This is a genomic window from Prolixibacter sp. NT017 (assembly GCF_009617875.1).
GTDB lineage: Bacteria > Bacteroidota > Bacteroidia > Bacteroidales > Prolixibacteraceae > Prolixibacter.
In genome coordinates this window covers 3848948-3873766 of the sequence record NZ_BLAV01000001.1, presented here as the reverse complement: position 1 = coordinate 3873766, position 24819 = coordinate 3848948, and the positions used below count along the sequence as shown (strand labels likewise).

The 24819-nt window shown below is 45.4% G+C and carries 18 protein-coding genes and 5 tRNA genes; 20 read left to right on the top strand and 3 right to left on the bottom strand.

Annotated features, from left to right (window positions below; genetic code table 11):
* Positions 1–50: 50 nt before the first annotated feature.
* On the bottom strand, positions 51–1409 hold the full coding sequence (locus GJU87_RS16190) for a pseudouridine synthase (protein WP_194831555.1): 1359 nt from the start codon (positions 1407–1409) through the stop codon (positions 51–53).
* Between the two features lie 286 nt (positions 1410–1695).
* Here GJU87_RS16190 and glmM point away from each other — a divergent pair, with 286 nt between their 5' ends.
* The 20 genes from glmM (at position 1696) to GJU87_RS16090 (ending at position 22810) form a co-directional block, all read left to right on the top strand.
* Complete coding sequence (gene glmM / locus GJU87_RS16185) at positions 1696–3087, top strand: phosphoglucosamine mutase (protein WP_153640434.1); 1392 nt, start codon at positions 1696–1698, stop codon at positions 3085–3087.
* A 296-nt stretch (positions 3088–3383) separates the two neighbouring features.
* The gene (gene mdh, locus GJU87_RS16180) at positions 3384–4319 is read left to right on the top strand and encodes a malate dehydrogenase (RefSeq protein WP_153640433.1); all 936 of its coding nucleotides are present in this window, start codon (positions 3384–3386) and stop codon (positions 4317–4319) included.
* Between the two features lie 61 nt (positions 4320–4380).
* The gene (locus GJU87_RS16175; RefSeq protein WP_153640432.1) at positions 4381–4821 is read left to right on the top strand and encodes a retropepsin-like aspartic protease; all 441 of its coding nucleotides are present in this window, start codon (positions 4381–4383) and stop codon (positions 4819–4821) included.
* Between the two features lie 151 nt (positions 4822–4972).
* Positions 4973–7987, top strand: a complete 3015-nt coding sequence (secDF, locus tag GJU87_RS16170; RefSeq protein WP_153640431.1) for a protein translocase subunit SecDF — start codon at positions 4973–4975, stop codon at positions 7985–7987.
* Between the two features lie 138 nt (positions 7988–8125).
* The gene (locus GJU87_RS16165; protein WP_106540541.1) at positions 8126–8404 is read left to right on the top strand and encodes a twin-arginine translocase TatA/TatE family subunit; all 279 of its coding nucleotides are present in this window, start codon (positions 8126–8128) and stop codon (positions 8402–8404) included.
* Between the two features lie 129 nt (positions 8405–8533).
* Positions 8534–9520 carry a calcium/sodium antiporter gene (locus tag GJU87_RS16160; protein WP_153640430.1) on the top strand — a complete coding sequence of 329 codons (987 nt, stop codon included), beginning with the start codon at positions 8534–8536 and terminating at the stop codon, positions 9518–9520.
* A gap of 53 nt (positions 9521–9573) precedes the next feature.
* Positions 9574–10245, top strand: a complete 672-nt coding sequence (locus GJU87_RS16155) for an ABC transporter ATP-binding protein (protein ID WP_228492026.1) — start codon at positions 9574–9576, stop codon at positions 10243–10245.
* A 5-nt stretch (positions 10246–10250) separates the two neighbouring features.
* On the top strand, positions 10251–11018 hold the full coding sequence (locus GJU87_RS16150) for a TIGR02757 family protein (protein WP_153640429.1): 768 nt from the start codon (positions 10251–10253) through the stop codon (positions 11016–11018).
* Positions 11019–11022: 4 nt separating this feature from the next.
* The gene (locus GJU87_RS16145; protein WP_153640428.1) at positions 11023–11733 is read left to right on the top strand and encodes a tRNA1(Val) (adenine(37)-N6)-methyltransferase; all 711 of its coding nucleotides are present in this window, start codon (positions 11023–11025) and stop codon (positions 11731–11733) included.
* A 70-nt stretch (positions 11734–11803) separates the two neighbouring features.
* Entirely contained in the window at positions 11804–12988 is a 1185-nt protein-coding gene (locus tag GJU87_RS16140; protein WP_153640427.1) for a DUF4105 domain-containing protein, read from the top strand.
* 142 nt (positions 12989–13130) lie between these two features.
* On the top strand, positions 13131–15749 hold the full coding sequence (mutS, locus tag GJU87_RS16135) for a DNA mismatch repair protein MutS (protein WP_228492025.1): 2619 nt from the start codon (positions 13131–13133) through the stop codon (positions 15747–15749).
* A 123-nt stretch (positions 15750–15872) separates the two neighbouring features.
* Positions 15873–15945 (top strand) — tRNA-Gly (locus GJU87_RS16130).
* 90 nt (positions 15946–16035) lie between these two features.
* Positions 16036–16108 (top strand) — tRNA-Gly (locus GJU87_RS16125).
* Positions 16109–16198: 90 nt separating this feature from the next.
* Positions 16199–16271, top strand: a tRNA-Gly gene (locus GJU87_RS16120).
* A 9-nt stretch (positions 16272–16280) separates the two neighbouring features.
* Positions 16281–16366 (top strand) — tRNA-Leu (locus tag GJU87_RS16115).
* Between the two features lie 45 nt (positions 16367–16411).
* Positions 16412–16484: transfer RNA gene (locus GJU87_RS16110), tRNA-Gly, on the top strand.
* An 892-nt stretch (positions 16485–17376) separates the two neighbouring features.
* Positions 17377–18219, top strand: a complete 843-nt coding sequence (locus tag GJU87_RS16105) for a hypothetical protein (RefSeq protein ID WP_153640426.1) — start codon at positions 17377–17379, stop codon at positions 18217–18219.
* Positions 18220–18261: 42 nt separating this feature from the next.
* On the top strand, positions 18262–20079 hold the full coding sequence (locus GJU87_RS16100; RefSeq protein ID WP_153640425.1) for a hypothetical protein: 1818 nt from the start codon (positions 18262–18264) through the stop codon (positions 20077–20079).
* Between the two features lie 159 nt (positions 20080–20238).
* Positions 20239–21177 (top strand): hypothetical protein, encoded by a 939-nt coding sequence (locus GJU87_RS16095; protein WP_153640424.1) that lies wholly within the window; start codon positions 20239–20241, stop codon positions 21175–21177.
* 31 nt (positions 21178–21208) lie between these two features.
* Entirely contained in the window at positions 21209–22810 is a 1602-nt protein-coding gene (locus GJU87_RS16090; RefSeq protein ID WP_153640423.1) for a hypothetical protein, read from the top strand.
* A gap of 25 nt (positions 22811–22835) precedes the next feature.
* Here GJU87_RS16090 and GJU87_RS16085 read toward each other — a convergent pair whose 3' ends face one another.
* Positions 22836–23498: an O-methyltransferase gene (locus GJU87_RS16085; RefSeq protein WP_194831554.1), complete on the bottom strand. Its 663-nt coding sequence runs from the start codon at positions 23496–23498 to the stop codon at positions 22836–22838.
* A gap of 6 nt (positions 23499–23504) precedes the next feature.
* Positions 23505–24725: a pitrilysin family protein gene (locus tag GJU87_RS16080; protein WP_153640422.1), complete on the bottom strand. Its 1221-nt coding sequence runs from the start codon at positions 24723–24725 to the stop codon at positions 23505–23507.
* Between the last annotated feature and the right edge of the window lie 94 nt (positions 24726–24819).

Genomic DNA, 24819 nt, shown 5'->3' with positions numbered 1-24819 from the left:
ACCTGTGAAGTTTGAATTACACTAAGATAGACGAAAAATGAAAATCTGCCTTAAAATGAGCCCATTTTTAGGAAGTTAACTTCGTCTTCAGATAGAAAGCGCCATTTGCCACGAGGTAGATTTTTCTTGGTCAATCCGCAGAAATAGACGCGATCAAGTTTCTCAACTTTATATCCCAGATGGGCGAAAATACGTCGTACTACGCGGTTTTTTCCCGAGTGAATCTCAATTCCTACCTGCTTTTTGTCTTCCGGTTCCACATAACTAACCGAATCAGCGGCCACAAATCCGTCTTCCAGGGTTACACCATCGACAATTTGCTGCAGGTCGTTTTTGCTGACGTTTTTGTCAAGATGAACGTGATAGATTTTTTTGCGGTTGTATTTCGGATGGGTCAACCGTTTGGTCATTTCGCCATCGTTGGTGAAAAGCAGCAGTCCCGTCGTTGTTTTGTCGAGTCGTCCTACCGGATAAACTCGTTCCGGGCAGGCACTTCTTACCAGGTCCATCACTGTTTTGTCCGCGTGCGGATCATCTACGGTTGTGACAAAACCTTTCGGCTTATTCAGTAATACGTAAACTTTTCGCTCAGCGGAAATGCGTTGACCGTTAAAGCGCACATCGTCGCCGGGTTTTACGCGAACACCCATCTCGGTCACCGGCTTCCCGTTAACGGTTACCACGCCCGAAGCGATAAAGGTATCGGCTTCTCTTCGTGAGCAAATGCCGGCATTGGCAATAAAACGGTTGAGGCGAATACTGCCGTCATCTTCCCGCTTGACACTCTGTATGCGGTCTGTCCGACCGGCGCGTGTGTTTCGCAGGTTTTTTTCACCAAACCGGCCGCGGATAACTTTTCCGTCCTTATTCAGGTAGCGATCGGAATCGGGGCGTTCGACACCTCTTCCACCGTCTCTTCTTTGGCGACGGTCTCCTCTTTCTTCATTTCTTCCTGAAAAACGATCGTTTTTGCGGTAACCGGAATTATCAGAGCGGCGGTTATCGCGTCCGAAGCGAGAATCTCTTCTATCGGAATATTCACTCCTGTCAGAACCTTCGTTCCTGGAAAAACGATTGGGACGTTCACCTCTTTCGGGGCGCTCAGTTCTTGAAAAATGCTTTGGATTTCCTCTTCTTTCCGGACCTTCAGTTCCTGAATGTCGGTTGGGTCTTTCGCTTCTTTCCGTGCTTCCCTGTCTTGAGAAACGACTGGGTCTTTCACTTCTTTCAGCATCTCTGGGGCCTGAGAATCGACCAGGTCTGTTGCTGTTTGTTGAGCCTGTTGCTCCTGCAATCCGTTTGCGCTTTCCAACTCGCTCGGTACCTTTGTTTGTGCCTATACGGTTACTGCTTCTTCCTCCGACGGTCCGCTTTTGTGGGCGGTCCTGTCCTCTTTCTTTTTTCATCATTTCAGTATGTTCTGTGAACTGTTTAAAAATCGGTGCAAAGTTCGAAAAAATTCGGATATCACGGTAATAACTATGGCGATTAAATGTATTTAACATGAAAATAATATGTAATGGAATAAAAAGTAAATCAATCAGTTAGGTTGTTGAACGTTCTTTCCCGGAAGATTCGTCTCTATTGAAGTAGGACCACTGTTCGGTGATATGGTGATATGGAAGCCCGTTTTTTCTTTGAAATGAAAGCCTTTTTCGGCAATTTTGCTCATTCAATCCAAAACAATCCACTTTTATGACACTGATTAAATCCATTTCAGGAATACGGGGCACCATTGGTGGAGTGCCCGGCGAGGGATTAAGTCCGCTCGATGTGGTGAAATTTACGGCTGCTTATTGTACGTGGGCGAAGAACAACCAAACAGGCAAAGGTAAACTGCGCATTGTTGTCGGTCGCGATGCCCGAATCTCGGGGAAGATGGTTGATTCGTTGGTGTCCGGAACTCTGCAGGGAATGGGAGCTGACATCATTAATATCGGTCTGGCGACAACTCCGACTACTGAATTGGCGGTTACCGCAGAAAATGCTGACGGTGGAATTATTCTGACAGCCAGCCATAATCCTAAGCAATGGAATGCGTTGAAATTGCTGAATAATAAAGGCGAATTTCTCGATGATGCAGCCGGTAAGTTGGTGTTGAGTATTGCTGAGGAAGAAGATTTTTATTTTGCTGAAGTGGATGATTTGGGAGTGGAGACGGTGAAGGATTACACCAAATATCATGTTCAGCACGTGCTGGATCTCGATTTGGTGGACGTGGAAGCCATCCGGGCAGCGAAATTCAAAGTAGCTGTCGATGCAGTCAACTCGGTTGGCGGCGTTGCTGTTCCGGCGATGTTGAAAGCTCTGGGCGTGGTCGACGTGGTTGAAATTAACTGCGAGCCACATGGACATTTTGCTCACACGCCCGAACCGATTCCGGAGAACCTGCAGGAGACCTCGGCGATTATTCGGGAAAAAGGTGTGGATATCGGTTTTGTGGTCGATCCGGATGTCGATCGCCTGGCCATCATCAACGAGGATGGGAGCATGTTTAACGAAGAATATACTTTGGTGGCGGTTGCCGACTATGTGCTGGGGCAAACACCCGGCAATACGGTTTCCAACTTGTCTTCTTCAAGGGCACTGCGCGATATCACCGAAAAACACAATGGTAAATATGCGCCTTCGGCTGTTGGCGAAGTGAATGTTACTACATTGATGAAAGAAACCGGAGCGGTTATCGGTGGTGAAGGAAATGGCGGAGTTATTTATCCGGCCAGTCATTACGGCCGCGATGCATTGGTGGGTATTGGTCTGTTCCTGACGCATCTGGCAAAATCAGGCAAGAAATGTTCGGAGTTGAGGGCGCAATATCCCAACTATTTCATATCAAAGAATAAGATTGAACTGACACCTGATATCGATGTGGATGCCGTACTGGTTGCTATGAAAGCAAAATACCAGCACGAGCAGGTGACTGATGTCGACGGTGTAAAAATAGATTTTGCCGACGAATGGGTGCATTTGCGCAAGTCGAACACCGAGCCGATTATCCGGGTTTATTCCGAAGGCAAAAGCATGGAAAAAGCGGAAGCGCTGGCAGAGAAAATTATGGATGAAATAAAAGCGATCGTGGCTAACTAGTCGCTTTAGTTATATTGAGATATAGGAGAGCTGATTCCGTTGTCATAAATGGAGTCGGCTTTTTTCTTTTGATAAAAGTCTTCAATCCGTCTCTTCTTATTTCTAATGAATAAAGATAAGCGCGGTGATGAATGAAACATGCGGATTTACCTGTAAGGCAGCGGTATTGCTATCTCACATCATTTCGAAAGCGTAGCAAAAATCCTTTTGATTACATCCTATTCTGGTTATATTTGTTTGCTTTTTAGAAAAAGTATAGAAACTGATTGATAACTGAATTCTTAATTGCAAGGTTTATGAAAGTTACTGTAGTAGGTGCAGGAAATGTTGGCGCAACTTGCGCCGATGTATTAGCTTACCGCGAAGTGGTAAACGAAGTAATTCTGGTCGATATTAAAGAGGGATTGGCAGAAGGAAAAGCCCTCGATATTTGGGAAAAAGCTCCCATCAATGTATATGATACCCGCACGGTAGGTGTATCGAACGATTATTCCAAGACCGCTGGTTCGGATGTAGTTGTGATTACGTCAGGACTTCCGCGTAAACCCGGAATGAGCCGCGATGATCTGATTGAAACTAACGCCGGTATTGTAAAATCGGTTACAGAGAATGTAATCAAGTATTCTCCGGAGGCAATTGTTATTATTGTATCCAACCCGTTGGACGTAATGACTTATCAGGCACATCTGACCTCCAAATTCCCGCGTTCCAGGGTGATGGGAATGGCTGGTATTCTGGATACTGCTCGTTATCGTGCGTTCCTGGCTGAAGCATTGAGTGTTTCACCGAAAGAAATTCAGGCCGTTCTGATGGGCGGTCACGGTGATACCATGGTTCCGCTGCCTCGTTATACTACCGTTGCCGGTATTCCGGTTACCGAATTGATTGACAGTGAAAAACTGGATGCTATCGTGCAGCGTACCAAAACAGGTGGTGGCGAATTGGTAAAACTGATGGGGACCTCAGCATGGTACGCACCGGGTGCAGCTGCCGCGCAAATGGTTGAAGCGATTGTAAAAGATCAGCGTCGCGTATTCCCGGTTTGTGTAAAGCTGGAAGGCGAGTATGGTATCGACAACTGCTACCTCGGAGTACCGGTTATTTTGGGTAAAAACGGTATCGAGAAAGTAATTGAACTCGAACTGAACAAAGATGAAATGGCTCTGCTGAAAGAGAGTGAAGGTCATGTTCGCGAAGTAATGAGTGTTCTCGACAAACTGAACAACAAGTAATCAATACATATTTATATGGAGAGGGGAACTGAAACAGGTTCCCCTTTTTTATGCCTCCATTATGGAAATAACTATTCCGATTGAACTGTGCGAACTGGAAGCCGGAACTTATCATCCGTTGGTACAGGCCCGCTTTAACGATGAATATGTCGGTTGGTGGGTGATTGATTCGGGTGCATCGAAATCAGTTTTCGATAAAAGCCTGGACTTGCACTACCAACCCGATGAACATCCGGTGAAACAAGCCACCGGGCTCGGGAAAGATCTGGTAGAGACCGCTTCGGGTGAAATCAGTGAACTGTGGTTAGGGCAGTTCAATTTTGGCTCGCTGACAATTGCATTGATCGACCTGACCCACATCAATCATGAATATGCCCGTTTCTCCGATAAGCAGATTGTCGGATTGTTGGGATCGGACTTCCTGATTCGGTACAAGGCAGTCATCGATTATGGTCAACAACAGCTCATATTAAATTTGCCCGATGAGGAGGAGTTTGCATGACATTCGCTTCCACCTATTGCGAGGCATCTGACATAACGGGCATTGCTCCCGTGAAAACCATTGTATTCAGAAAAAAATAAATATCTTTGCGTGCTAAGCTGAAAACGTATAAAATTGTCAAATTACATAGGAAAATTAAACTGATATCCCAATGCAGAATAAAGGATTGATAAGGCTTTTTGCAATCCTGCTAGCCTTAATTTGTGTTTACCAGCTAACCTTTACTTTCAAGGCCAAACAGGTCGAGAAGGATGCTCTGGAGTACGCAAACGGGAATCCTCAACGTGAAACGTATTATCTCGATTCAGTTGCCGGACAGCCCGTATTTAATTTCCTGGGAATTCGTAAATATACCTACCGTGAAGTGAAAGAATACGAGATGAACCTCGGTCTTGACCTGAAAGGTGGTATGAACGTAACCCTGGAGATTTCGGTTCCGGATCTGATTCGTTCGTTGGCTAATTACAGCAAAGATTCAACATTTGTTGCTGCGCTGAAAATGGCGGAAGAGCGCCAGAAAAACAGCCAGGAAGATTTCGTAACCCTTTTTGGGCAATCTTTCGAACAGATTGATCCCAATGGTCGTTTGGCGGCCATCTTTAATACGGTTGACCTGCGTGACAAGGTGAATTACAATTCGACCAACGCACAGGTATTGCAGGTTATCAGGAAAGAGACTGATAGTGCCATCGATAATGCCTTCAATATTCTGCGTAATCGTATCGACCGTTTTGGTGTTGCTCAGCCGAATATTCAGCAATTGCAAACCAAAGGCCGTATTCTTATCGAATTGCCGGGTGTAAAAGATGCTGATCGTGTCAGGAAGCTGTTGGAAGGAACTGCGAAGTTAGAGTTCTGGGAGACCTGGGAAAACAGTGAGGTATATCCTTACCTGCTGAAAGCCAACCAGCGTTTGCGCGAAATGAATGAGACCGGTGAAAACACGGTTGCTCAGGATACTACCCAGAAAACAGAAACTACTGAAGCAACACCAGCGAGCAAAACCGCGGAAGCGAAGAAAGATACCACGGGTACGGGGCTGTTGAATGAATTGGATAAAGCGCAAAGTAAAGATTCGCTTGCTGCCAGTTCAGCTGCTGATATTGCTAAAAACTTCCCGCTCTTCTCTGTTTTATCACCGAACACTTCCCGCGACGGACAGTTGTTCCGTGGTCCGGTTGTTGGTTATGCGCACTTTAAAGATACTGCCCGGGTTGACCAGTATCTGAAAATGCCGCAGATTCGTTCCATCTTCCCGCGTAACATGATGTTCCGCTGGACATCGAAGCCGATGGATAAGGAAGGCAATTTCTATCAGTTGGTTGCATTGAAGGTGACCAATCGTGATGGTAAAGCGCCACTCACCGGAGATGTGATTACGGATGCACGTCAGGAATTCGGTCAAAACCGCGCCACCAGCGAGGTAACCATGACCATGAACAGTGAAGGAGCCAAAACATGGGCTCGTTTGACCCGTGAAAATGTTGGTAAGTCCATTGCCATTGTTCTTGACGGCCTGGTTCAGTCGTTCCCGACGGTACAGGGTGAAATTACCGGAGGTCGTTCTTCCATTACCGGAAACTTCTCGGTAAATGAGGCGAAAGACCTTGCGAACATGCTGAAATCGGGTAAAATGCCCGCTCCGGCACATATTGTTCAGGAAGAAATTGTAGGACCGACACTGGGTAAAGAATCGATTCGCAGCGGTATGTGGTCGTTTGTGATTGCCTTCGTGCTCATCCTTATTTATATGTTGTTCTTCTACAGTGGTAGCGCTGGTATGGTAGCCAACGTCGCACTGATAGCGAACCTCTTCTATATTATTGGTATTCTGGCATCGTTGGGTGCTGTGCTTACCTTACCGGGAATCGCGGGTATCGTATTGACCATCGGTATGTCGGTGGATGCGAACGTGCTGATTTATGAACGTGTTCAGGAAGAACTGAAAGCCGGAAAGGGAATGAAGCTCGCCATCCAGGACGGTTACCGGAATGCTTATTCAGCGATTATCGACGGTCAGGTAACTACGTTGCTGACTGGTGTTGTACTTTACCTGTTCGGTTCTGGTCCGATTAAAGGTTTTGCTACCACGCTTATTATCGGTATCCTGACATCGATGTTTACTGCCATCTTCATTACCCGACTGGTATTCGAACGTTGGTTAGCGAAAGATCGCAAAATCAAATTCGTTGCATCGATGACCGCCGAATGGCTGAGGAATCCGACAATTAAATTCCTCGACAAGCGGAAGATTTTCTACGCGGTTTCCGGAACGATGATCGCCATCGCACTGTTTGCTTTAATATTCAAAGGACTGAATTATGGTATCGACTTCAAAGGAGGTCGTACATATGTAGTTCGCTTTGAACATCCGGTTCAGGTTGAAAAGGTCATGAATGCCCTGACACCTGAATTTGGTTCCGCTCCTGAGGTGAAAACCTTCGGTGGTGACAACCAGGTACGTATCACAACCGACTATCGTATCGATGAGGACGGAAACAATGTCGATGCCGATATTGAAGCCAAGTTGTACGATGGGGTGAAATCCTTCCTTCCGGCGAATACTTCGGAAAAGGACTTCCTGGCCAATTACCGGATGAGTTCGCAGAAGGTCGGACCAACCATTTCGGATGATATTAGAAAGGATGCGTTGATATCCATCTTCTTTGCGCTGGTTATCATCTTCCTCTACATCTTAATACGATTCCGTCAGTGGCAGTATTCTCTTGGTGCGATTGTCGCATTGGCGCACGATAGTTTCATTGTGTTGGGAATGTTTGCCCTGTTCGATGGATGGTTACCGTTCTCGCTGGAGGTCGACCAAGCCTTCATTGCCGCCATTCTAACGGTGCTTGGTTACTCCATAAACGATACAGTGGTTGTATTTGACCGTATCCGTGAGTACCTCCACCTCCATCCGAAGCACGATAGAAAAGATGTGATGGACTCTGCTATTAACAGTACGCTGCGTCGTACGTTTAGTACATCACTTTCTACCTTCGTGGTATTGCTGGCCATCTTCCTGTTCGGTGGTACTTCCATCAAAGGATTTACCTTCGCATTGATGATGGGTGTGGTTGTCGGTACCTATTCTTCGGTATTCATTGCAACTCCGATTGTATACGATACAGTGAAACGTATCGCTACCAAGACGGGGAAAAAGTAAGAATATAAAGAGACTTCTCTTTTAAGATATGCCCGGTCACATTGGTGATCGGGCTTTTTTTATAACGCTGATTTAAAATCTGATTTTGGGCGATGACAATTGGCAGATGAATGTTATATTTGTTCAAAATCAATTACTATGGGGAATGTGTTGCTCTTTGTTAGTGGTTCAGAGTTGGTTCTCGTCCTGTTGCTGGCGCTGCTGTTTTTCGGAGCGAACAGTATTCCTGAAATTGCACGGACGTTGGGCAAAGGTATGCGCGAATTCAAGAAAGCAACAAGTGATATTCAGCGTGAGTTTGAGAGCCATACCTCAGACATCAAGAAGGACGTCAATAATTTTACCGATTCGGTCAATAGTGAATCCAACAAGCTAAGCAGGAAAATAGAAGAAGAGCTTGAGGATAAGAAGAAATGATGTCCTGTCGGGTAAACCGTAAGGTATCGACATCTGTTGATTTTAATGTAGGAGATCTCTTTTCGCCACGGAGCGAAAGGAGGTTTTTATTTTATAGAAGAGAAACGAAATACTGCTTAAACATCCTTTGTGGAATATCTGAAGTTATTAGGTGGTTTCATTCTGTTGCTTACCGGCGGAGATTTGTTGGTGAGGGGAGGCGTAAGTCTGGCCCGTCATTTTAAAGTTTCTACGCTGGTTATTGGAATTACGGTTGTAGCGTTTGGAACGTCGGCTCCCGAGTTTATTGTGAGTTTGGATGCAGCTATTTCGGGGCACCCCGAAATCTCCATCGGAAATGTAGTCGGTTCAAATATTGCCAACATTGCTTTGGTGTTGGGACTTACCGGAACACTAATGGTGATGCCCGTGAAGAGGGAAACGATCCGGTTTGCGTGGCCGGTGATGTTTATTGCCAGCATTCTGTTTTATCTGTTCATCATGAACGGACAAGTTGGCCGCGTGGAGGGAATCTTCTTTTTTGTCGCTCTGCTCTGGTTCATCTGGAAAAGCTTTCAGCGTTCAAGGCGACAGAAAGAAGCACATGAGATCCTTCCGCCACGTTATTCCATCCTGGTAGGTTTTCTGATTATTGCGGCCTCGGTTGTGGCACTGGCTTTTGGCTCACGAATATTGATTGAAGGCGCGTCGACCATCGCCCGAAGTCTGGGTGTAACCGAACGGATCATTTCCATCACCATCGTGGCTTTTGGAACCAGTCTTCCGGAACTTGCTGCATCGGTCATGGCGGCCATTAAAAAGGAAGCCGACATATCCATTGGGAACATCATCGGGTCCAATATTTTCAATTTGCTCGGAGTAATTGGTTTGACTGCTGCCATTAATCCTATTCTCGTCGATTTTGCTTCGTTCAGAATCGATGTTATCTGGATGCTCGGATTTGCCTTGGCCCTGTTGTTATTTGTTATTCCCTTGCGGAAGAATTTAGCTGTATTGCGTGAATCCGGGTGGCACAATTTATCAGCGCTTCGGAATTTGGAAGGCGGACATCTGCTACGAATCGAAGGGTTTTTGCTTTTCATATTTTATGTTGTTTACGTCGTTTCCATTATCTAAGGTTTTTTTCGGTACTTTTAGCTAACGCGAAAAAGCGGTGATTAAAGACAAAAATGAGTAAGAAGAACATCATATTACAGGCAACCAATATCACCAAGTCGTTTGGCGATTTACAGGTGTTGAAAAAAGTATCGTTGGAAGTTTACCAGGGAGAAGTGGTGGCGATTGTTGGTGCCAGCGGTGCCGGAAAAACGACGTTGCTGCAAATTCTGGGTACCTTGGGAAAACCTGACGGAGGAAAAGTTCACATCAATCAAAAGGAAGTATTCAAGATGGGCGAGCGGGAGCTTTCCCGTTTCCGAAACCGCGAAATAGGTTTTGTTTTCCAGTTTCACCACCTGCTTCCTGAATTTACAGCTTTCGAGAATGTCTGTATTCCTGGGTATATTTCGAAACGTGACCGGAAAGAGGTCGAAGCCAGAGCACAGGAGTTGCTGGAAAGTCTCGATCTGAAAGACCGCTTTCATCACAAGCCGTCGGAGTTGTCGGGAGGAGAGAAACAGCGGGTGGCTGTTGCCCGGGCGTTGATTAACGACCCTTCGGTAATACTGGCCGACGAACCTTCGGGAAACCTGGACTCCCGTAACCAGGAAGATCTTTTCTCGCTGTTCTACCAATTGAAGGAAAAATTTAAGCAGACGTTCATCATTGTTACGCACGATGAACATTTTGCCAAAACCACCGACCGGATGTTGCGCATCCGCGATGGTGTGATTGAGAATTAGGACGCATGACCGAGCAGGAACTGAAAAACTTTCTCGACGAAAAATATCTTTTATATAACCGCCCACGGTTTATCGAAACCGATCCCCTTTCCATTCCGAGACTTTTTTCCCGCAAGGAGGATATCGAAATAGCCGGATTTCTGGCTGCGACCATTGCCTGGGGACAGCGTCCGACTATTATTCGCAACGCTTCGAAACTGATGGATTGGATGGACAACCGGCCTTTTGAATTCATCACACAAAACGGAACTACGGATTTTGAGCGGTTTGATGAATTTGTGCATCGCACGTTCAACGGGATCGATTGTCGCTATTTTCTTCACGCTTTAAGCGAAATTTACCGAAGCGGGAGTAGTTTAGAAACACTATTCACGGAAGGATTTCAGCAGGATGGAAATATGATGTCGGGTATCGTTCGTTTCCGGGAAAAATTTCTGAGTTACGAGCCGGAAAAGCGAACACTAAAGCATGTCGCCAATCCGTTGAAAGGTTCTTCAGCCAAGCGCATCAACATGTTTCTACGTTGGATGGTACGTGATAACCATACAGGAGTTGATTTCGGATTGTGGAAAGATATCCCGACTTCAGCATTGATGATGCCTTTGGATGTACACTCAGGCAATGTGGCGCGAAAACTAGGCCTGTTGAAGCGGAAGCAAAACGACTGGAAGGCGGTAGACGAACTGACTTCCCGGCTGCGGGATTTCGATCGGGACGATCCGGTTAAATACGATTTTGCCCTGTTTGGCCTGGGCGTGTTTGAGAAATTTTAAACCAATGGAATCAAAGTCATTTACCTTTAAACAGTTTACAATTAAACAGGAGAAGGCAGCCATGAAGGTGGGAACCGATGGTGTCCTTCTCGGTGCATGGACCGATGTATCCGGAGCCAAAAACATTCTGGATGTCGGGGCCGGAACCGGTTTGGTGGCATTGATGCTGGCACAACGCTCGGATGCTGTTGTTGATGCGGTGGAAATTGAGCCTGTGGCATTTTGCGAAGCGAATCAAAATGTGGTGGCGTCGCCATGGTCCAACCGGGTAACTGTCTTTCATTCTTCTTTTCAGGAATTCATCGACGAAATGCCCGACCAGTATGATTTAATTGTCAGCAATCCGCCTTTTTTTGCGAACTCCCTGCTTTCGCCTGATAAAAACCGAACATCTGCCCGGCATCATGAAAATTTGTCCTTCTCCGAATTGATTGACGGCGCAGTCACAAAGCTTTCGCCGGAAGGCAGACTGTCTGTTATTGTCCCATTTGACGTGTACGATGAATTCAGGGAGACGGCCCGTTTGAGCGGATTTTACCTGGTGAAAGTGCTCAATGTGATTCCTAAGGAAGGGAAGCCAGCCAATCGTGTTTTGTTGGAATTCAGTAAAAAGCCGGGTGACCGTCAGGTAAGCGAATTGTGTATTCGTGATACCGACGGAAATTACACGGAAGCCTACCGGACTTTGACAAAGGACTATTATCTAAAACTTTAAAAAGGAAATACCGGACATTCTCCGGCTGTTTCTTATTTTTAGCCAACAAAAATATTTTCATCCCTGCGTTATGAATCGAAAGTTTTTGCTTCTCCTGTTGCTGTTCACGTTGTCTTTTCAGGCATCGCGCGCTAACCAGTTGTCTCCGACGGCTCGTATTTCACTGTTGACATGCGAGCCCGGAAACGAGATTTATTCCTATTTTGGACATACGGCCTTGCGGGTACACGACCCGGGCAAGAAAATCGATCTGGTATTCAACTACGGTGTATTCAGCTTCGATGCGCCCAATTTTGTTTATCGTTTTGCCAAAGGCGAAACCGATTACATGTTGGCAGTGCAGTATTTTTCCGATTTTATGCAGGAGTACATTTATTATAAACGAAGTGTGTACGAGCAGGAAATCGATTTGACACCGGATGAAAGGCAGCATTTGTTTGATTTGCTGGTCGAAAATGCCAGGCCTGAAAATCGTGTTTACCGCTACAACTTCTTTTTCGATAACTGCGCAACACGCATACGCGACAGGGTAGAAGAAGTGTTGAATAACAAAATTATCTGGGCCAAAGAGAAGGAAAAGCCAGTGACTTTCCGCAATTTGCTCGATCGGTACGTACCCGGAAATACTTGGGCAGGGGTGGGAATCAAAATGGCGTTGGGCGTTCCTGCCGACAAAAATATCACCTATTACCAGAAGATGTTCCTGCCTGATTATGTCTCGAAAGACTTTGGAGAGGCGAAAGTTCCCCGGGATTCGGTTGATGTTCCACTATGTCTCCCGCGAACCACTATCTATGAAGCTCCTCCAAAGAAATTCAAGGCGGAACTTTGGTCGCCCGTTAATATAATTCTGGCTCTTTTCGTTCTTGTTCTGGTAATAACCGTTTGGCAATATCGGAAAAAGAAAGCCGGCATTTGGCTCGACTTTATCATTTATCTAGCGTTCGGAGTTGCTGGTTTGGTGTTGGCTTTCCTGACGTTTGTTTCCACTCATCCGGCAACGGGCTGGAACCTGAATCTCATCTGGGCCTTGCCAACACATTTCTTGTTTGCCTTTGTTTTGCTGATAAAACCACTGCGGAACAAACTGAAAGGTTATCATTGGTTTACGGCTGGTTTATTGGTTTTATTCCTGGTAAGCATGCCGCTGTTGCCACAAACTTTCCATTGGTTGGTTATTCCGCTTTCGCTGATATTGTTGCTGCGTTCGGGAAAACATGTGTTGGAGGATATCCGCTTACGGAAAAATAGATAGAGTCGACAATATTTTTGGGTAGGCAAAACAACGGACGCAGACTGCTTGTTGAAAACTTCCGGTTACGGAGAAATAAGACACTTTTCCGACCGTTGGATTGTTCCTATATTTGTTTTCGCAGATTGATAAAACCTGATTTCCTTTGGCAAAAAGCACAAAAAAATATGTCGAAACCCCGCTGATGAAGCAATATTACAGCGTCAAGTCGAAACATCCCGACGCTGTATTGCTGTTTCGTGTGGGCGACTTTTACGAGACTTTCGGAGAAGATGCCATCAAAGCGGCTGAAATTCTGGGTATAACCTTGACCCGTCGGGCCAATGGTTCGGCAAGTTATGTGGAACTGGCCGGATTTCCGTACCACGCACTCGACACCTACCTACCGAAACTTGTTCGGGCCGGACAGCGCGTGGCCATTTGCGAGCAGCTCGAAGATCCGAAAACCACCAAGAAGATTGTTAAGCGGGGAATTACCGAGTTGGTTACTCCCGGCGTTTCCATCAACGATAACATCCTCGAGCATCGTGAGAACAATTTTCTGGCATCGCTGCACATCGAGAAACAGATGGCGGGCGTGGCGTTTCTTGATATCTCTACCGGCGAGTTTATGACCGCCGAAGGAAACTTTGAATACATAGATAAATTGCTGAATAGTTTCCAGCCGAAGGAGGTGTTATTTCAGAAAGGAAAAGAGAAGCTTTTCCGGGAAACGTTCGGCCATAAATTTTATACTTACACCCTAGACGATTGGGTTTACACCGAAGATGCTGCCTTTGACCGGCTGACACGCCATTTCGAAACCAAAACATTGAAAGGTTACGGAGTGCACGGGTTGCAGTTGGGGGTTATCGCTTCGGGGGCGATTTTGCAATACCTCGATTTAACGCAACACAAGCAATTGAAGCATATTACCGGGCTTTCGCGAATTGAGGAAGACCGGTATGTCTGGCTCGACCGGTTTACCATTCGTAATCTGGAGCTTTTTTCAGCGATTAACGAAGGTGCCAAAACGTTGGTGGAAGTTATCGACCGGACCATCTCGCCCATGGGAGCTCGTTTGCTCAAACGTTGGGTGGCGCTTCCGCTGAAAGAGCAAAAGCGAATTAATGAACGGCTGGATGTTGTGGAGCATTTTGTTTCTCATCCGGGATTGAAAGAAGAGCTGGAAGAATCACTTCGGCAAATCGGCGACCTGGAACGCATCATCTCGAAGGTAGCAACAGGGCGTATTAATCCGCGGGAAGTCGTTCAACTGAAGAATTCGCTGACCGCGATTGAGCCGATCAAAAATGACTGCGAACAATCGGGCAATGAGAGTTTGCATCGATATGCTGAGCAGTTGAATCCCTGTTCTTCCGTTAAAGAAAGGATTGAAAAGGAATTGGTGCCTGAACCACCTACACAGGTTGGAAAGGGGAGGGTATTTGCCGATGGCGTTTCGGAAGAGCTGGATGAATTGCGGGGAATCGCTTTTTCAGGAAAAGACTACCTGAAGAAAATTGTCGACCGCGAAGTTGAGCGAACCGGCATTTCGTCACTAAAGATTGGTTTCAACAACGTATTCGGGTATTACATCGAGGTTCGGAATACGCACAAAGATAAAGTCCCGCCCGAGTGGATTCGGAAGCAGACGCTGGTCAGTGCAGAACGCTATATTACTGAGGAACTGAAAGAGTACGAAACGAAGATTCTGGGAGCAGAAGAGCGAATTCTCGAACTGGAATCGAAACTCTTTTCGGACCTCGTTTTTTCCATTTCTGATTACATTCAGGCTATTCAGCTCGACGCTGTTATTCTGGCTCGTATCGATTGTCTTCTTTCGTTTGGAACCATCGCGGAAGAAAACAATTACAAACGGCCCGAGGTGAATGACACATCAGTGATTGATATTAAAGAAGGTCGTCATCCGGTGATTGAACAACAACTCCCGATAGGAGAATCGTACATTGCCAACGACGTTTATCTCGATAATGATGAGCAGCAGGTCATCATTATTACCGGACCGAACATGGCTGGTAAATCGGCTTTGTTGCGGCAAACAGCATTGATTGTGTTGATGGCTCAGATGGGAAGTTTTGTTCCGGCGGAAGCAGCAAAAATTGGTTTTGTCGATAAAATCTTTACGCGGGTTGGTGCTTCCGATAATATTTCGCTGGGCGAATCGACCTTTATGGTTGAGATGAACGAGGCCGCCAGCATTCTGAATAACCTGTCGGAACGCAGCCTGATTTTGCTTGATGAATTAGGCCGCGGAACCAGCACCTATGATGGAATTTCGATTGCCTGGTCGATTGTGGAATACATCCATGAACACCCCAAAGCCCGGGCGAAGACCCTTTTCGCAACTCATTACCACGAGTTAAATGAAATGGAGAAATCGTTTAACCGGGTTCGGAATTTCAATGTAACGGTCAAGGAAGTTGGGAATAAAGTCATTTTCTTGCGGAAGCTGATAAGAGGAGGAAGTAATCACAGCTTTGGTATTCACGTGGCCCGTATGGCAGGCATGCCGCCCAGTGTTGTGAAACGCGCCGATGATATTCTGAAGCAGCTGGAAGAAAACAACCGACAGGAGTATCCGGCCAAACCGGTAGGAGAAATTGCAGAGAACCGGGAAGGTTTGCAGCTGAGTTTCTTTCAGTTGGACGATCCGGTGTTGAAGCAAATCCGGGATGAGATTGCCAATCTCGACATCGATAACCTGACTCCGGTGGAAGCACTGAACAAGCTGAATGAAATTAAAAAAATTGCTGGTCAGTAAATTTTATGGTGAACGACGGCTGTTTAACGAAAAATCGGTCATAAAATCAATTTGATTTTTCAGCGAACGGAAAAATGTTTTTATATTTGCGTCCGCTATCGCAGGATTTAAGCGGAGGCACATGCGGGAATAGCTCAGTTGGTAGAGCATAACCTTGCCAAGGTTAGGGTCGCGAGTTCGAGTCTCGTTTCCCGCTCAGTTTTGTAAAAACGTTCATTTTATATTGATGACAGGAAAGACTAAAAGAGTAGATCTTTATGTTGCTCTTGTCAGGAATCCTTAGAATGCGGGAATAGCTCAGTTGGTAGAGCATAACCTTGCCAAGGTTAGGGTCGCGAGTTCGAGTCTCGTTTCCCGCTCAGTTTTGCAAAAATGTTCATTTTATATTGGTGACAGGAAAAACTAAAAGAGTGAATCTTTATGTTGTTCTTGTCAGGAATCCTTAGAATGCGGGAATAGCTCAGTTGGTAGAGCATAACCTTGCCAAGGTTAGGGTCGCGAGTTCGAGTCTCGTTTCCCGCTCGAAAGGATGCCCAGATGGTGGAATTGGTAGACACGTTGGACTTAAAATCCAATGGCCAGTAATGGCCGTGCGGGTTCAAGTCCCGCTCTGGGTACGTTTAGGGCAACGGAGCAATTATTCGTAATGGCTCCGTTCTTCTGCGGGAATAGCTCAGTTGGTAGAGCATAACCTTGCCAAGGTTAGGGTCGCGAGTTCGAGTCTCGTTTCCCGCTCAAAGCCTCCGATTTATCGGGGGCTTTTTTATTTTCTCATATTGCCAGTTTCGTAAACTCTTTTTCTAACAATTCTTTATGGAGGTGTTTTTGATTAATTGCATGGTAACTAGCACATTAACTCGTTTGCTTCGAGGTGACTAATGGTTCATAATATTAATTTATGATATAAATACTATAATTGTCAGTGATTATAAGTTAAAGCAGCTGCAAATATTTATACTTTCTTTCTTGTAATTACTATTTAGTTAAATATTTGAAAAATAGGATAATATAGTCTTTCTTTTTATGGATTTTTTAGACAATGTCTTGTGTTTACTTTTCGAATGCCTTAAATTTATGTATCCTTTTGGGATTGAAAACTAAGTAACCTGTTCTTACCAAGGATTTTTATTAGCCTTGAATGAAAAACTCCTTTGCTGTCAACTAATGATGACGGCACGAAGCTCAGAGGTGTAGTCCGCAATTTGTTTCAGTAAAAGGCAGTTCGACTGCCTTTGGCTGCACCTTTTAATGTAGAATTAGAAAGTGCATCAATTTCCGTTAACCCGGAAATATAGCGTTCTCCGGACTTTCTGGCCTAACCACAGTAAGTTGAGAACGATTGCACCTATGTAGAACAAAAACTAAAACCTATTATGTTAATCCTGAAGCCAGTCTAATTATGTAATTAAGGGTTGTATGACAGTAGTTATTTTGCTGTTAATTGATTGGTTGACAATCTCTCCCCCTTTCACTTCCAGACTGAACTCTTCAGTGTTTATTTCTTCTGTTTGATTAAAAGGATAATTTCCTGACAAGGATAGCTATGCGATACCTATAAGTAATAGCTCTTATCAGGGAGGTATTTTACGCTCTGATAATTAGGCAGTACATCTGTAATTTTAATATTATGAAAAATAAACTAACTGACCTCATTATAGTTCTTATACTTGTATTGACCGGGGTTTCCTGCAGTAACCAGGAAGAAGACCTGCTGAAGCTGGAGAACGGGCTGTTCATACAAGTGTCTCTGGAGGATGCATTCAATAGTCTCGAGGTTTATCCTCCCAAAGCTGATTTTGATGCAGAGATTACACTGGTTCGTTCCGATGGAGTCGTTACCGCACTGAACTATCCCCTTTCCATGACTTTTCAGGATGGACGCTACATTTCCCGGTCGCTCCCCATTCCTCCGGCAGATTACCGGTTGACCAAGTTTACTGTTCACCGACTGGAAAAAGTACGATTGATTTCTGCACCTCACTTCGCAGTCACTTACCCGATTAACAGTACAAAGAACTGCACTTTCCGGACTTCAACAGGAGGGAATACCATTTTAAATGTGAATTGCCTGAGTCTTTCTTACCTGGAAACGCAGACAGAAAGTGGCTCAGAGGGAGTCTCTCAAGCAGCCGAGGCTTCCGGCTTCTACCTCTTTATTAACCGTTGTAACGCCGGAAATCGTGAAAATTTTCACGAAGTGCTCTCCTATGAATTTACGGCTTACACGGCGGATGCTGAACAAAACCCGGTAGATGTCGTGTCGACCGGAGACAACCTGAATTCACAGGGACAACCGGAACCCGTTTTCATTGCCTTGCCCACTGATTATACCAATGGAATTATTCTTCAGGTACAACCGGTTGGTGAAGAGAATACGGTCCTGATTATTCCAATAACAAAAACGGAAATCGATAAATATGTGAATGGTGAGATTGACTACGTACATCTCGAAATTGGATGTGATTCGTGATATAAAAAACCATTTTTTATGTGAAACTTAAATTCTACCGAAATGAGAAAAAATTTACTCTTCCGAATACTGCTAATAGCAGTGCCTTTTGCGATGCTATTCTCTTCTTGTAATAAGAAGGATGATATGAGCATTGACGAACCCCAAAAAGTCGATTTGGTCTTTCAGGCCAATTTGACCAAGCCTGTACTCAAGTCAGCTAATCTTCCTTACGATGAGATGCTGGCCGCGTTGGACTGTGATTGGGCCGACTATGGAACCGTTCATGTAAGGATCGCTACTGCCGATCAATTGCCCGACGGCGGAACAGACTATTACCTTGGGTATACCCAGGTTGGTGAAGGGATTGCTTCCGACCTGGTTCAGTTAACTCCGGGAACATTTTACCTGACTCGTTTTGAAATAGTTGAAAAGATTGATGAGAATCAAGATTGGTCGGAGGCAAACAGTAAAATTCTGTTAGCCACGCCAATGGATAACTCTGCTTTCGAAGATTTCGTTACTGATGTTTTACCTTTCGAGTTCGAGGTGGGGACCTATGAAAAGAACCGATTGGTTTTCGATGTACTTTGCTTTAACCAGCAAGTTGCACCGGCCTTCGGCTTCGAATGGTTCGACTACAATATTGTTGAAGGTGATGAAATCTGCGTATTTGTTAATTGTATCAACGAATACGATCGTGAAAATTACCACCAGGTATTTGCCGCCGACATGTATGCATGGAAAACAGGCCTTGAAGGAGAAACTGTTGTACCAGCAGGTGATGCGCCTTATTGGGTTGTAGGACCGAATTATGAGCTGACAACACCGGAGAGTGGAGATGGAAGCCAGATTATTGGTGCTGTGACGCCAATGTGTTTCCCGTTGTATGATATATTGGCAGACATGGAGAATGGTGTGATACTGCAACTGAATCCGGTCTTTGGTAAAACTGCGGAAGGAGAGCTGATTTATAGTGACAGTGTGATGGTGCATATTTCGCGCGATATTATTCTTGAATATCTTGGAATATCTGATTATACCGGAAACGTTGAGGATTTGGGAGATGGTATCTCTGTAAAAGTTGAACTGACCGACGATCCACAGGCGGAGAATCCAAGGTACATACACATCATGTTAAGTGATTGTCACAAACCGGCTTATTTTGAGTCACACAATGATAACCAAGTCGCAGAGATTTACGCATTGGGATTTGTGGGCACAGATGTTTTAATGACGAAAATTCTCGATTTAACTGGTGAGATGCGTGATCCACATATCGCTGTTGCTCCTAACCGACGTCAGCTTTATGTTGTTGATTCTGACCAGAGTGATAAAATTTTGGTGTATGATTTGTATTCGATGAGCTCCGAGTTTTTCACGGCTGATCCAGGAGGAACGGTTCCAAGTAAAATCACTCAGTTGGTTTATGCTGATGGTACGCTCTACGCCGCTGATATGGGAATTGATTCGCTGACGTTTTATGTATTGAACCCTGATGGTTTTACCTATTCTCTTTATTCTACAATTGAGTTAACCCCGGGTGTCGATTTCTCAGGTGGGGATTTGATTGCCACGGATGCAGGAACGTTGTGGAGTTTCAGTAAAAACGGCTCTTCAGCTTATGTATACGAAATCAATATTGCTAGCGGGACAGTAACACAATTGGCTAATGAGACTGGTATGTACCAGGTATTCGGTGCCATGGTCTATGAAGATGGTGCAACCATAATTACCGGGGACGGAGCTTCCACGGGGCTTGAACGTTGGAGTTGGAACGGTTCAGCATTCTCGATGTTGGGAACTTATACTCCTGTACCTGCCTTCACATACATATACGGAGACTTGGCTTCACCATTTTTATTTCAAGTCCCCGACTGATCACCTTTAGAGCAGCCGAGGAATCGAGCTATGGTTTCGCCTGGTTCGATTCCCGGCCTTCTGAAATTGCCTGCTTTCGAACAAACATCAGGTTCAAAGGCAATAAGCTTCCCTATGGGAAGAGACAAAATCGATGAACGAACCTGAAAATTTACGCTTATGAAAACAATAAATATTTTCAAGGCAGTCGCAATTCTGTTCTTTACGTTCGCTGCATTTTCCTGTAACGATCTGTTCAATTGGGGAACCCGTGATTATTCCACTCAGTTGGAGATTGGGGTAACCAAAGGCGGAGCGGCATTGAAGTCGGCAACGAATGACCCGATATACTATCTGGATAATTGTGAGTTGATAACGGCTGATGCGATCCGGATTTCCATTGCAACGCCCGATCCGGGAGGAGGCGATCCGATCCCGATTGACGATATGCAGGACAAAATTCTGCCGCTACATGCTGTTGGCAATGGAGTTGCTTCCGACCTCATCATGTTGCTTCCGGGTACGTATGTTGTCACCAAATTCGAAGTTCTCCAGTTAGTGGATGCTGGGAACGGTGGGACGAAATACGAAACTATCATGGCAACACCGATGCAGAATTCAGCCTTTTCGGGATACGTAAATACACCGCTGAACTATGAATTTGAGGTTGAGCTGTATCAGAAAAAGCGTTTACTGATGGAAGTGCTCTGTTTCGAGCCGACTGATGTTGCCAGTTTTGGTTTTGTTTGGACAGGAGTGGATGTGATTCTCGGCGATGAAATCTGCCTATATGTGAGCCAATGTACTAGCAACGGAACTGAAACGTGGGGGCCTGCTGATTATTCAGCAACCTTTTACACGATGATTGATGAACAGAATGTCGGTGAGGTTTATGCTTCTTCCGGTACTTCAAGCGAAGGTTGGATTTGTTTTCCTCTGTGGAGCGGGGCGACAGATTACGGAGTCGGAGTTCACATTGTTTATGATGGAAGTGTGGAGGAAGACTTCATTATTACTGCTGCAGAAGTGAACCAAATTCTGTTGGATCTGCAACAGGAGCCGGTTGAAGCTGGTACAGGTTATTACCTGTATGAGATTCCCTGTCCGGTGGTACCATAACGAACCGAAGCTATAAAGAGGAGAGATGCTTATGAAGAATCGATGGATATACGGCTTGCTGTCAACTGTTGCGCTACTGGCTGTTGTATGGGCCTGTTCGAGAACCGAAGATACAGGGAACAGCACGCCGAAAGTTGATATTACTTTTTTTGCGGAAAAATCGGGTCCTACCCTGAAAAATGGAAGCCTGGATTGGGATACTATTTTGGCTGAGCTGGATTGCGGTGATGTCTTACTGGGAGAAGACGCCGCTGCCAGCTATCGGTTAATGGTCCGTCTAATCGGGGCCAATGCCTTCGACAAAACTTACTTTCTGGCTTTTGAACCGGTGGATGGAGGTGTTGCTTCGGAGCTGGTTCAGCTAAATGCGGATGCAACCTACTCAATTGAGCGTTTTGCGCTTGTTCAGAAAATCGATCAAAACGGTGACTGGACGGTGGAAAATACGGAGATGGTGATGGCCACACCGGAGAGTAACTCGGCCTTCATGGATTATGTTACCGAATCGCTTCCCTTTGAGTTCACAGTTGGCAAATATGAAAAGAACCGGATTAATATTGATTTGCTCTGCTTTAATCAGCAGGTAGCACCGGCCTTTGGTTTCGAATGGTTTGCCTATAACATCGTACAGGGCGATGAAATATGTGTATTCATTAACTGTATCAATGAAAATGATCGGGAAAACTACCATCAGGTTTATCCATCCTACCTGGCAGCATGGGTGCCTTCTGATGTGAATTCGGGTAATGCTTATTGGGATATTGGTCCCAACTACACGGTCGAGAACAATGCAATTACCGGTATTTATCCGGTCTGCTTCCCGTTATATGCGCCGGCAATTGAGATGACCGATGGTCTGACATTAGAGATACGACCTGCTTTTGGTGAATTAGTCGGCGGTGAAGTGATCTATTCAGATGTATTTACGGTCACTATTCCTCAATCAATCATTCTTGAGTACCTCGGTTTGACATCCTATGTTGGCGACCCCATCCTGATTGATGAAATGCGAGGGATCACCGTTAAAGTAGATTTGGCTCCGGATCCCACCGTTGATAATCCACGTTTTATTCATCTGGAATATTTGAATTGTCTGGAAGATCCGAATGATCCGGGAGGTAGCTGTGAAACGGCTTTTGCCTATAATGAGACATACAGCAGCTGCTTCTTTGATTATAGTTACCTTGTTCCAACCAATCGGTGGGGCTGGACCAACGGCCCGCTTGAGCCAAGTGCCACTCCTTACGAATTTACCATGCTGGCCGGAGCCGGAGGCGGACAAAATGAAAATCCGCCACAGTGTCATCCGGAAAATGGCATTAATGCGGGAACTACAACAGTAACTTACGATGGTTCCTCTGTTTCGATATCGATGAATATTTCATCTGGTTTCGATTTGACACAGGTACACGTATGGGTTGCTGAAGGGGATGCAGGAGATGATCCCGATCCACGGATTCCGCATTACGAAAAGAACAACGGCGATATTGTTTATACGTTGTCGCCGGGCAAGTTTACCATTGTCGACGAAGGTCTTACTGAAAATACATGGAATACTGCACTGGATGGATTTAATGGTGGAAACATTTACGTCATTATCCATGCAGTTGTTTGTCCTGCCTTACCCCAATAATTAAATATACTCAAGTTAACTACGCTTAAAGGGCATCGGAATGCAAGCCGGTGCCTTTTTTGCGCAATACGGTCAAGCCATCCCTGACGGGGAAAAGGTAGGTTTCCACCCGCTCATCGTTTTTTACCAAGTCGTTGAACTGAAGAATTCCGGCTGTTTGTTCGTCGCTATTTTCGTCATCGAGCACTTTTTCGTCCCAAAGCGTATTGTCGGCGATGAGGATGCCGCCTTCCCGCAGTAGCGGAATAACCATTTCGTAGTGTTCCGGGTACGAACGTTTGTCCGCATCCATGAAGATCAAATCAAACGGTTCCTTGAAGGTGGGCAATATGGCAGATGCATCTCCGATGTGCTGAACAATTTGCTCCTGCATTCCGGCCAATTCGAAATAGTGAGCGGCAAAATCTTCCAGCTCATCGTTGATTTCGATGGTGTGCAGAACGCCGTCCGGTTGTAGACCTTTTGCCAGACAAAGCGCCGAATAGCCGGTAAAGGTGCCCAGTTCGAGAATTCGCTTTGGCTGAACCAGTTTGCTAAGTAGCGTTAAAATGGAACCTTGCAAATGGCCGGAGCACATCCGGGCATATAGTTGTTTCGCATGTGTGTCACGGTTTAGCTGAGCCAAAACCGTATCTTCTTCTTCAATGTGCTCAAGAATGTAATTTTCGAGATCGATTGAAAGATGCATAACTGGCTATTTAAAAATGAGTGTCGAAAGTTTGTCCCGGTCGAGCACCTCGTTCGCAATTTCCATCAGCTCGCTGGCGGTCACCTTTTCGATTTTAGCATTTACTTTTTCCAGGCTGTCAACGCGGTTGTACAGCTGGAAGCTTTTACCCAATGTAAGCATCAGGTCTTCCCGGTTTTCCTGAGCCATGGCCAGCTGACCAATCATCTGTTTTTTGGCTTTGCTCAGTTGCAAACTTCCCATTGCCTGGGTTTGTAGCTTTTTGATTTCCCGGTGAACAAGCTTGATGGCCCGTTCGAGGTTTTCCTTGTCGGTACCAAAATAAATGTTGAGAATTCCGGTATCGGTGTACGCTGTGTAACTCGATTCCACATTGTAGGCCATTCCGTTTCGTTCCCTGAGCGACAGGTTGAGGCGCGAATTCATGGATTGTCCACCCAAAATATTATTCAGCAACAGCATGGCAATACGTCGCGGATGTTGGCTGTCGTAGGCTTCGTTCCCGATAATGCAGTGTGCCTGAAAAGTGTCTTTGTGTATCAGTCGTGTTTCCGGTTTGTACCCGGTGAATTTTTCCCGTTGGTGTTTTCTCGGATTTTCCGGAACATTTGAGAAATGGCGTTCGACCAGATTCTGGAGTTTCTTAGGTGTAATTTTTCCGACCGAGCAAATCACCATTTCGTCGGTATTGTAATTTTCCCGGATGAAGCGCTTTACATCGTTCCGGTTAAAGCGTTTGATGTTTTCGGGTGTTCCCAGAATATTTCTCCCGATAGGGTGGCCATCATACACCAAATCCTCAAATTCGTCGAAAATCAGTTCCGAAGGACTGTCGTTGTAAGAGTTAATCTCCTCAATGATAACCTCTTTCTCCTTTTTTAACTCCTTTTCGGGAAAAGTGCTGTTGATGAGAATATCGCTGAAAAGCTCGATGGTCCGATTGTAATATTCGCTCAGGAACGAAGCATACAGTGCTGTTTCTTCCTTCGTGGTGTAAGCGTTCAGTTCGCCGCCAACATCTTCCAGGCGGCTGAGAATATGATACGCTTTCCGTTTTTGCGTTCCTTTGAAAATGGTGTGCTCGATAAAATGGGCCATTCCCTGCTCATCCGGCTTTTCGTCGCGCGACCCGGTATTAAAAATCACGCCGCAATGGGCTACCGGCGAATCGATGTATTGGTGAATCAGCCGAATGCCGTTGGGCAATGTATATGTGAAGTAGTTCATATTGTCTCTTAATCAGGATGCAAAAGTATGGAAAATAATTATTTGTACCTTTTTATCCTGAAATAGTTCATCGCTTGTTTCATCTATTTTCAGC

Bases quoted from the DNA above. Each gene is read 5' to 3' on its own strand.
- GJU87_RS16190 (WP_194831555.1), bottom strand. From the start codon at position 1,409: ATGATGAAAAAAGAAAGAGGACAGGACCGCCCACAAAAGCGGACCGTC.
- glmM (WP_153640434.1), top strand. From the start codon at position 1,696: ATGACACTGATTAAATCCATTTCAGGAATACGGGGCACCATTGGTGGA.
- mdh (WP_153640433.1), top strand. From the start codon at position 3,384: ATGAAAGTTACTGTAGTAGGTGCAGGAAATGTTGGCGCAACTTGCGCC.
- GJU87_RS16175 (WP_153640432.1), top strand. From the start codon at position 4,381: ATGGAAATAACTATTCCGATTGAACTGTGCGAACTGGAAGCCGGAACT.
- secDF (WP_153640431.1), top strand. From the start codon at position 4,973: ATGCAGAATAAAGGATTGATAAGGCTTTTTGCAATCCTGCTAGCCTTA.
- GJU87_RS16165 (WP_106540541.1), top strand. From the start codon at position 8,126: ATGGGGAATGTGTTGCTCTTTGTTAGTGGTTCAGAGTTGGTTCTCGTC.
- GJU87_RS16155 (WP_228492026.1), top strand. From the start codon at position 9,574: ATGAGTAAGAAGAACATCATATTACAGGCAACCAATATCACCAAGTCG.
- GJU87_RS16150 (WP_153640429.1), top strand. From the start codon at position 10,251: ATGACCGAGCAGGAACTGAAAAACTTTCTCGACGAAAAATATCTTTTA.
- GJU87_RS16145 (WP_153640428.1), top strand. From the start codon at position 11,023: ATGGAATCAAAGTCATTTACCTTTAAACAGTTTACAATTAAACAGGAG.
- GJU87_RS16140 (WP_153640427.1), top strand. From the start codon at position 11,804: ATGAATCGAAAGTTTTTGCTTCTCCTGTTGCTGTTCACGTTGTCTTTT.
- GJU87_RS16105 (WP_153640426.1), top strand. From the start codon at position 17,377: ATGAAAAATAAACTAACTGACCTCATTATAGTTCTTATACTTGTATTG.
- GJU87_RS16100 (WP_153640425.1), top strand. From the start codon at position 18,262: ATGAGAAAAAATTTACTCTTCCGAATACTGCTAATAGCAGTGCCTTTT.
- GJU87_RS16095 (WP_153640424.1), top strand. From the start codon at position 20,239: ATGAAAACAATAAATATTTTCAAGGCAGTCGCAATTCTGTTCTTTACG.
- GJU87_RS16090 (WP_153640423.1), top strand. From the start codon at position 21,209: ATGAAGAATCGATGGATATACGGCTTGCTGTCAACTGTTGCGCTACTG.
- GJU87_RS16085 (WP_194831554.1), bottom strand. From the start codon at position 23,498: ATGCATCTTTCAATCGATCTCGAAAATTACATTCTTGAGCACATTGAA.
- GJU87_RS16080 (WP_153640422.1), bottom strand. From the start codon at position 24,725: ATGAACTACTTCACATATACATTGCCCAACGGCATTCGGCTGATTCAC.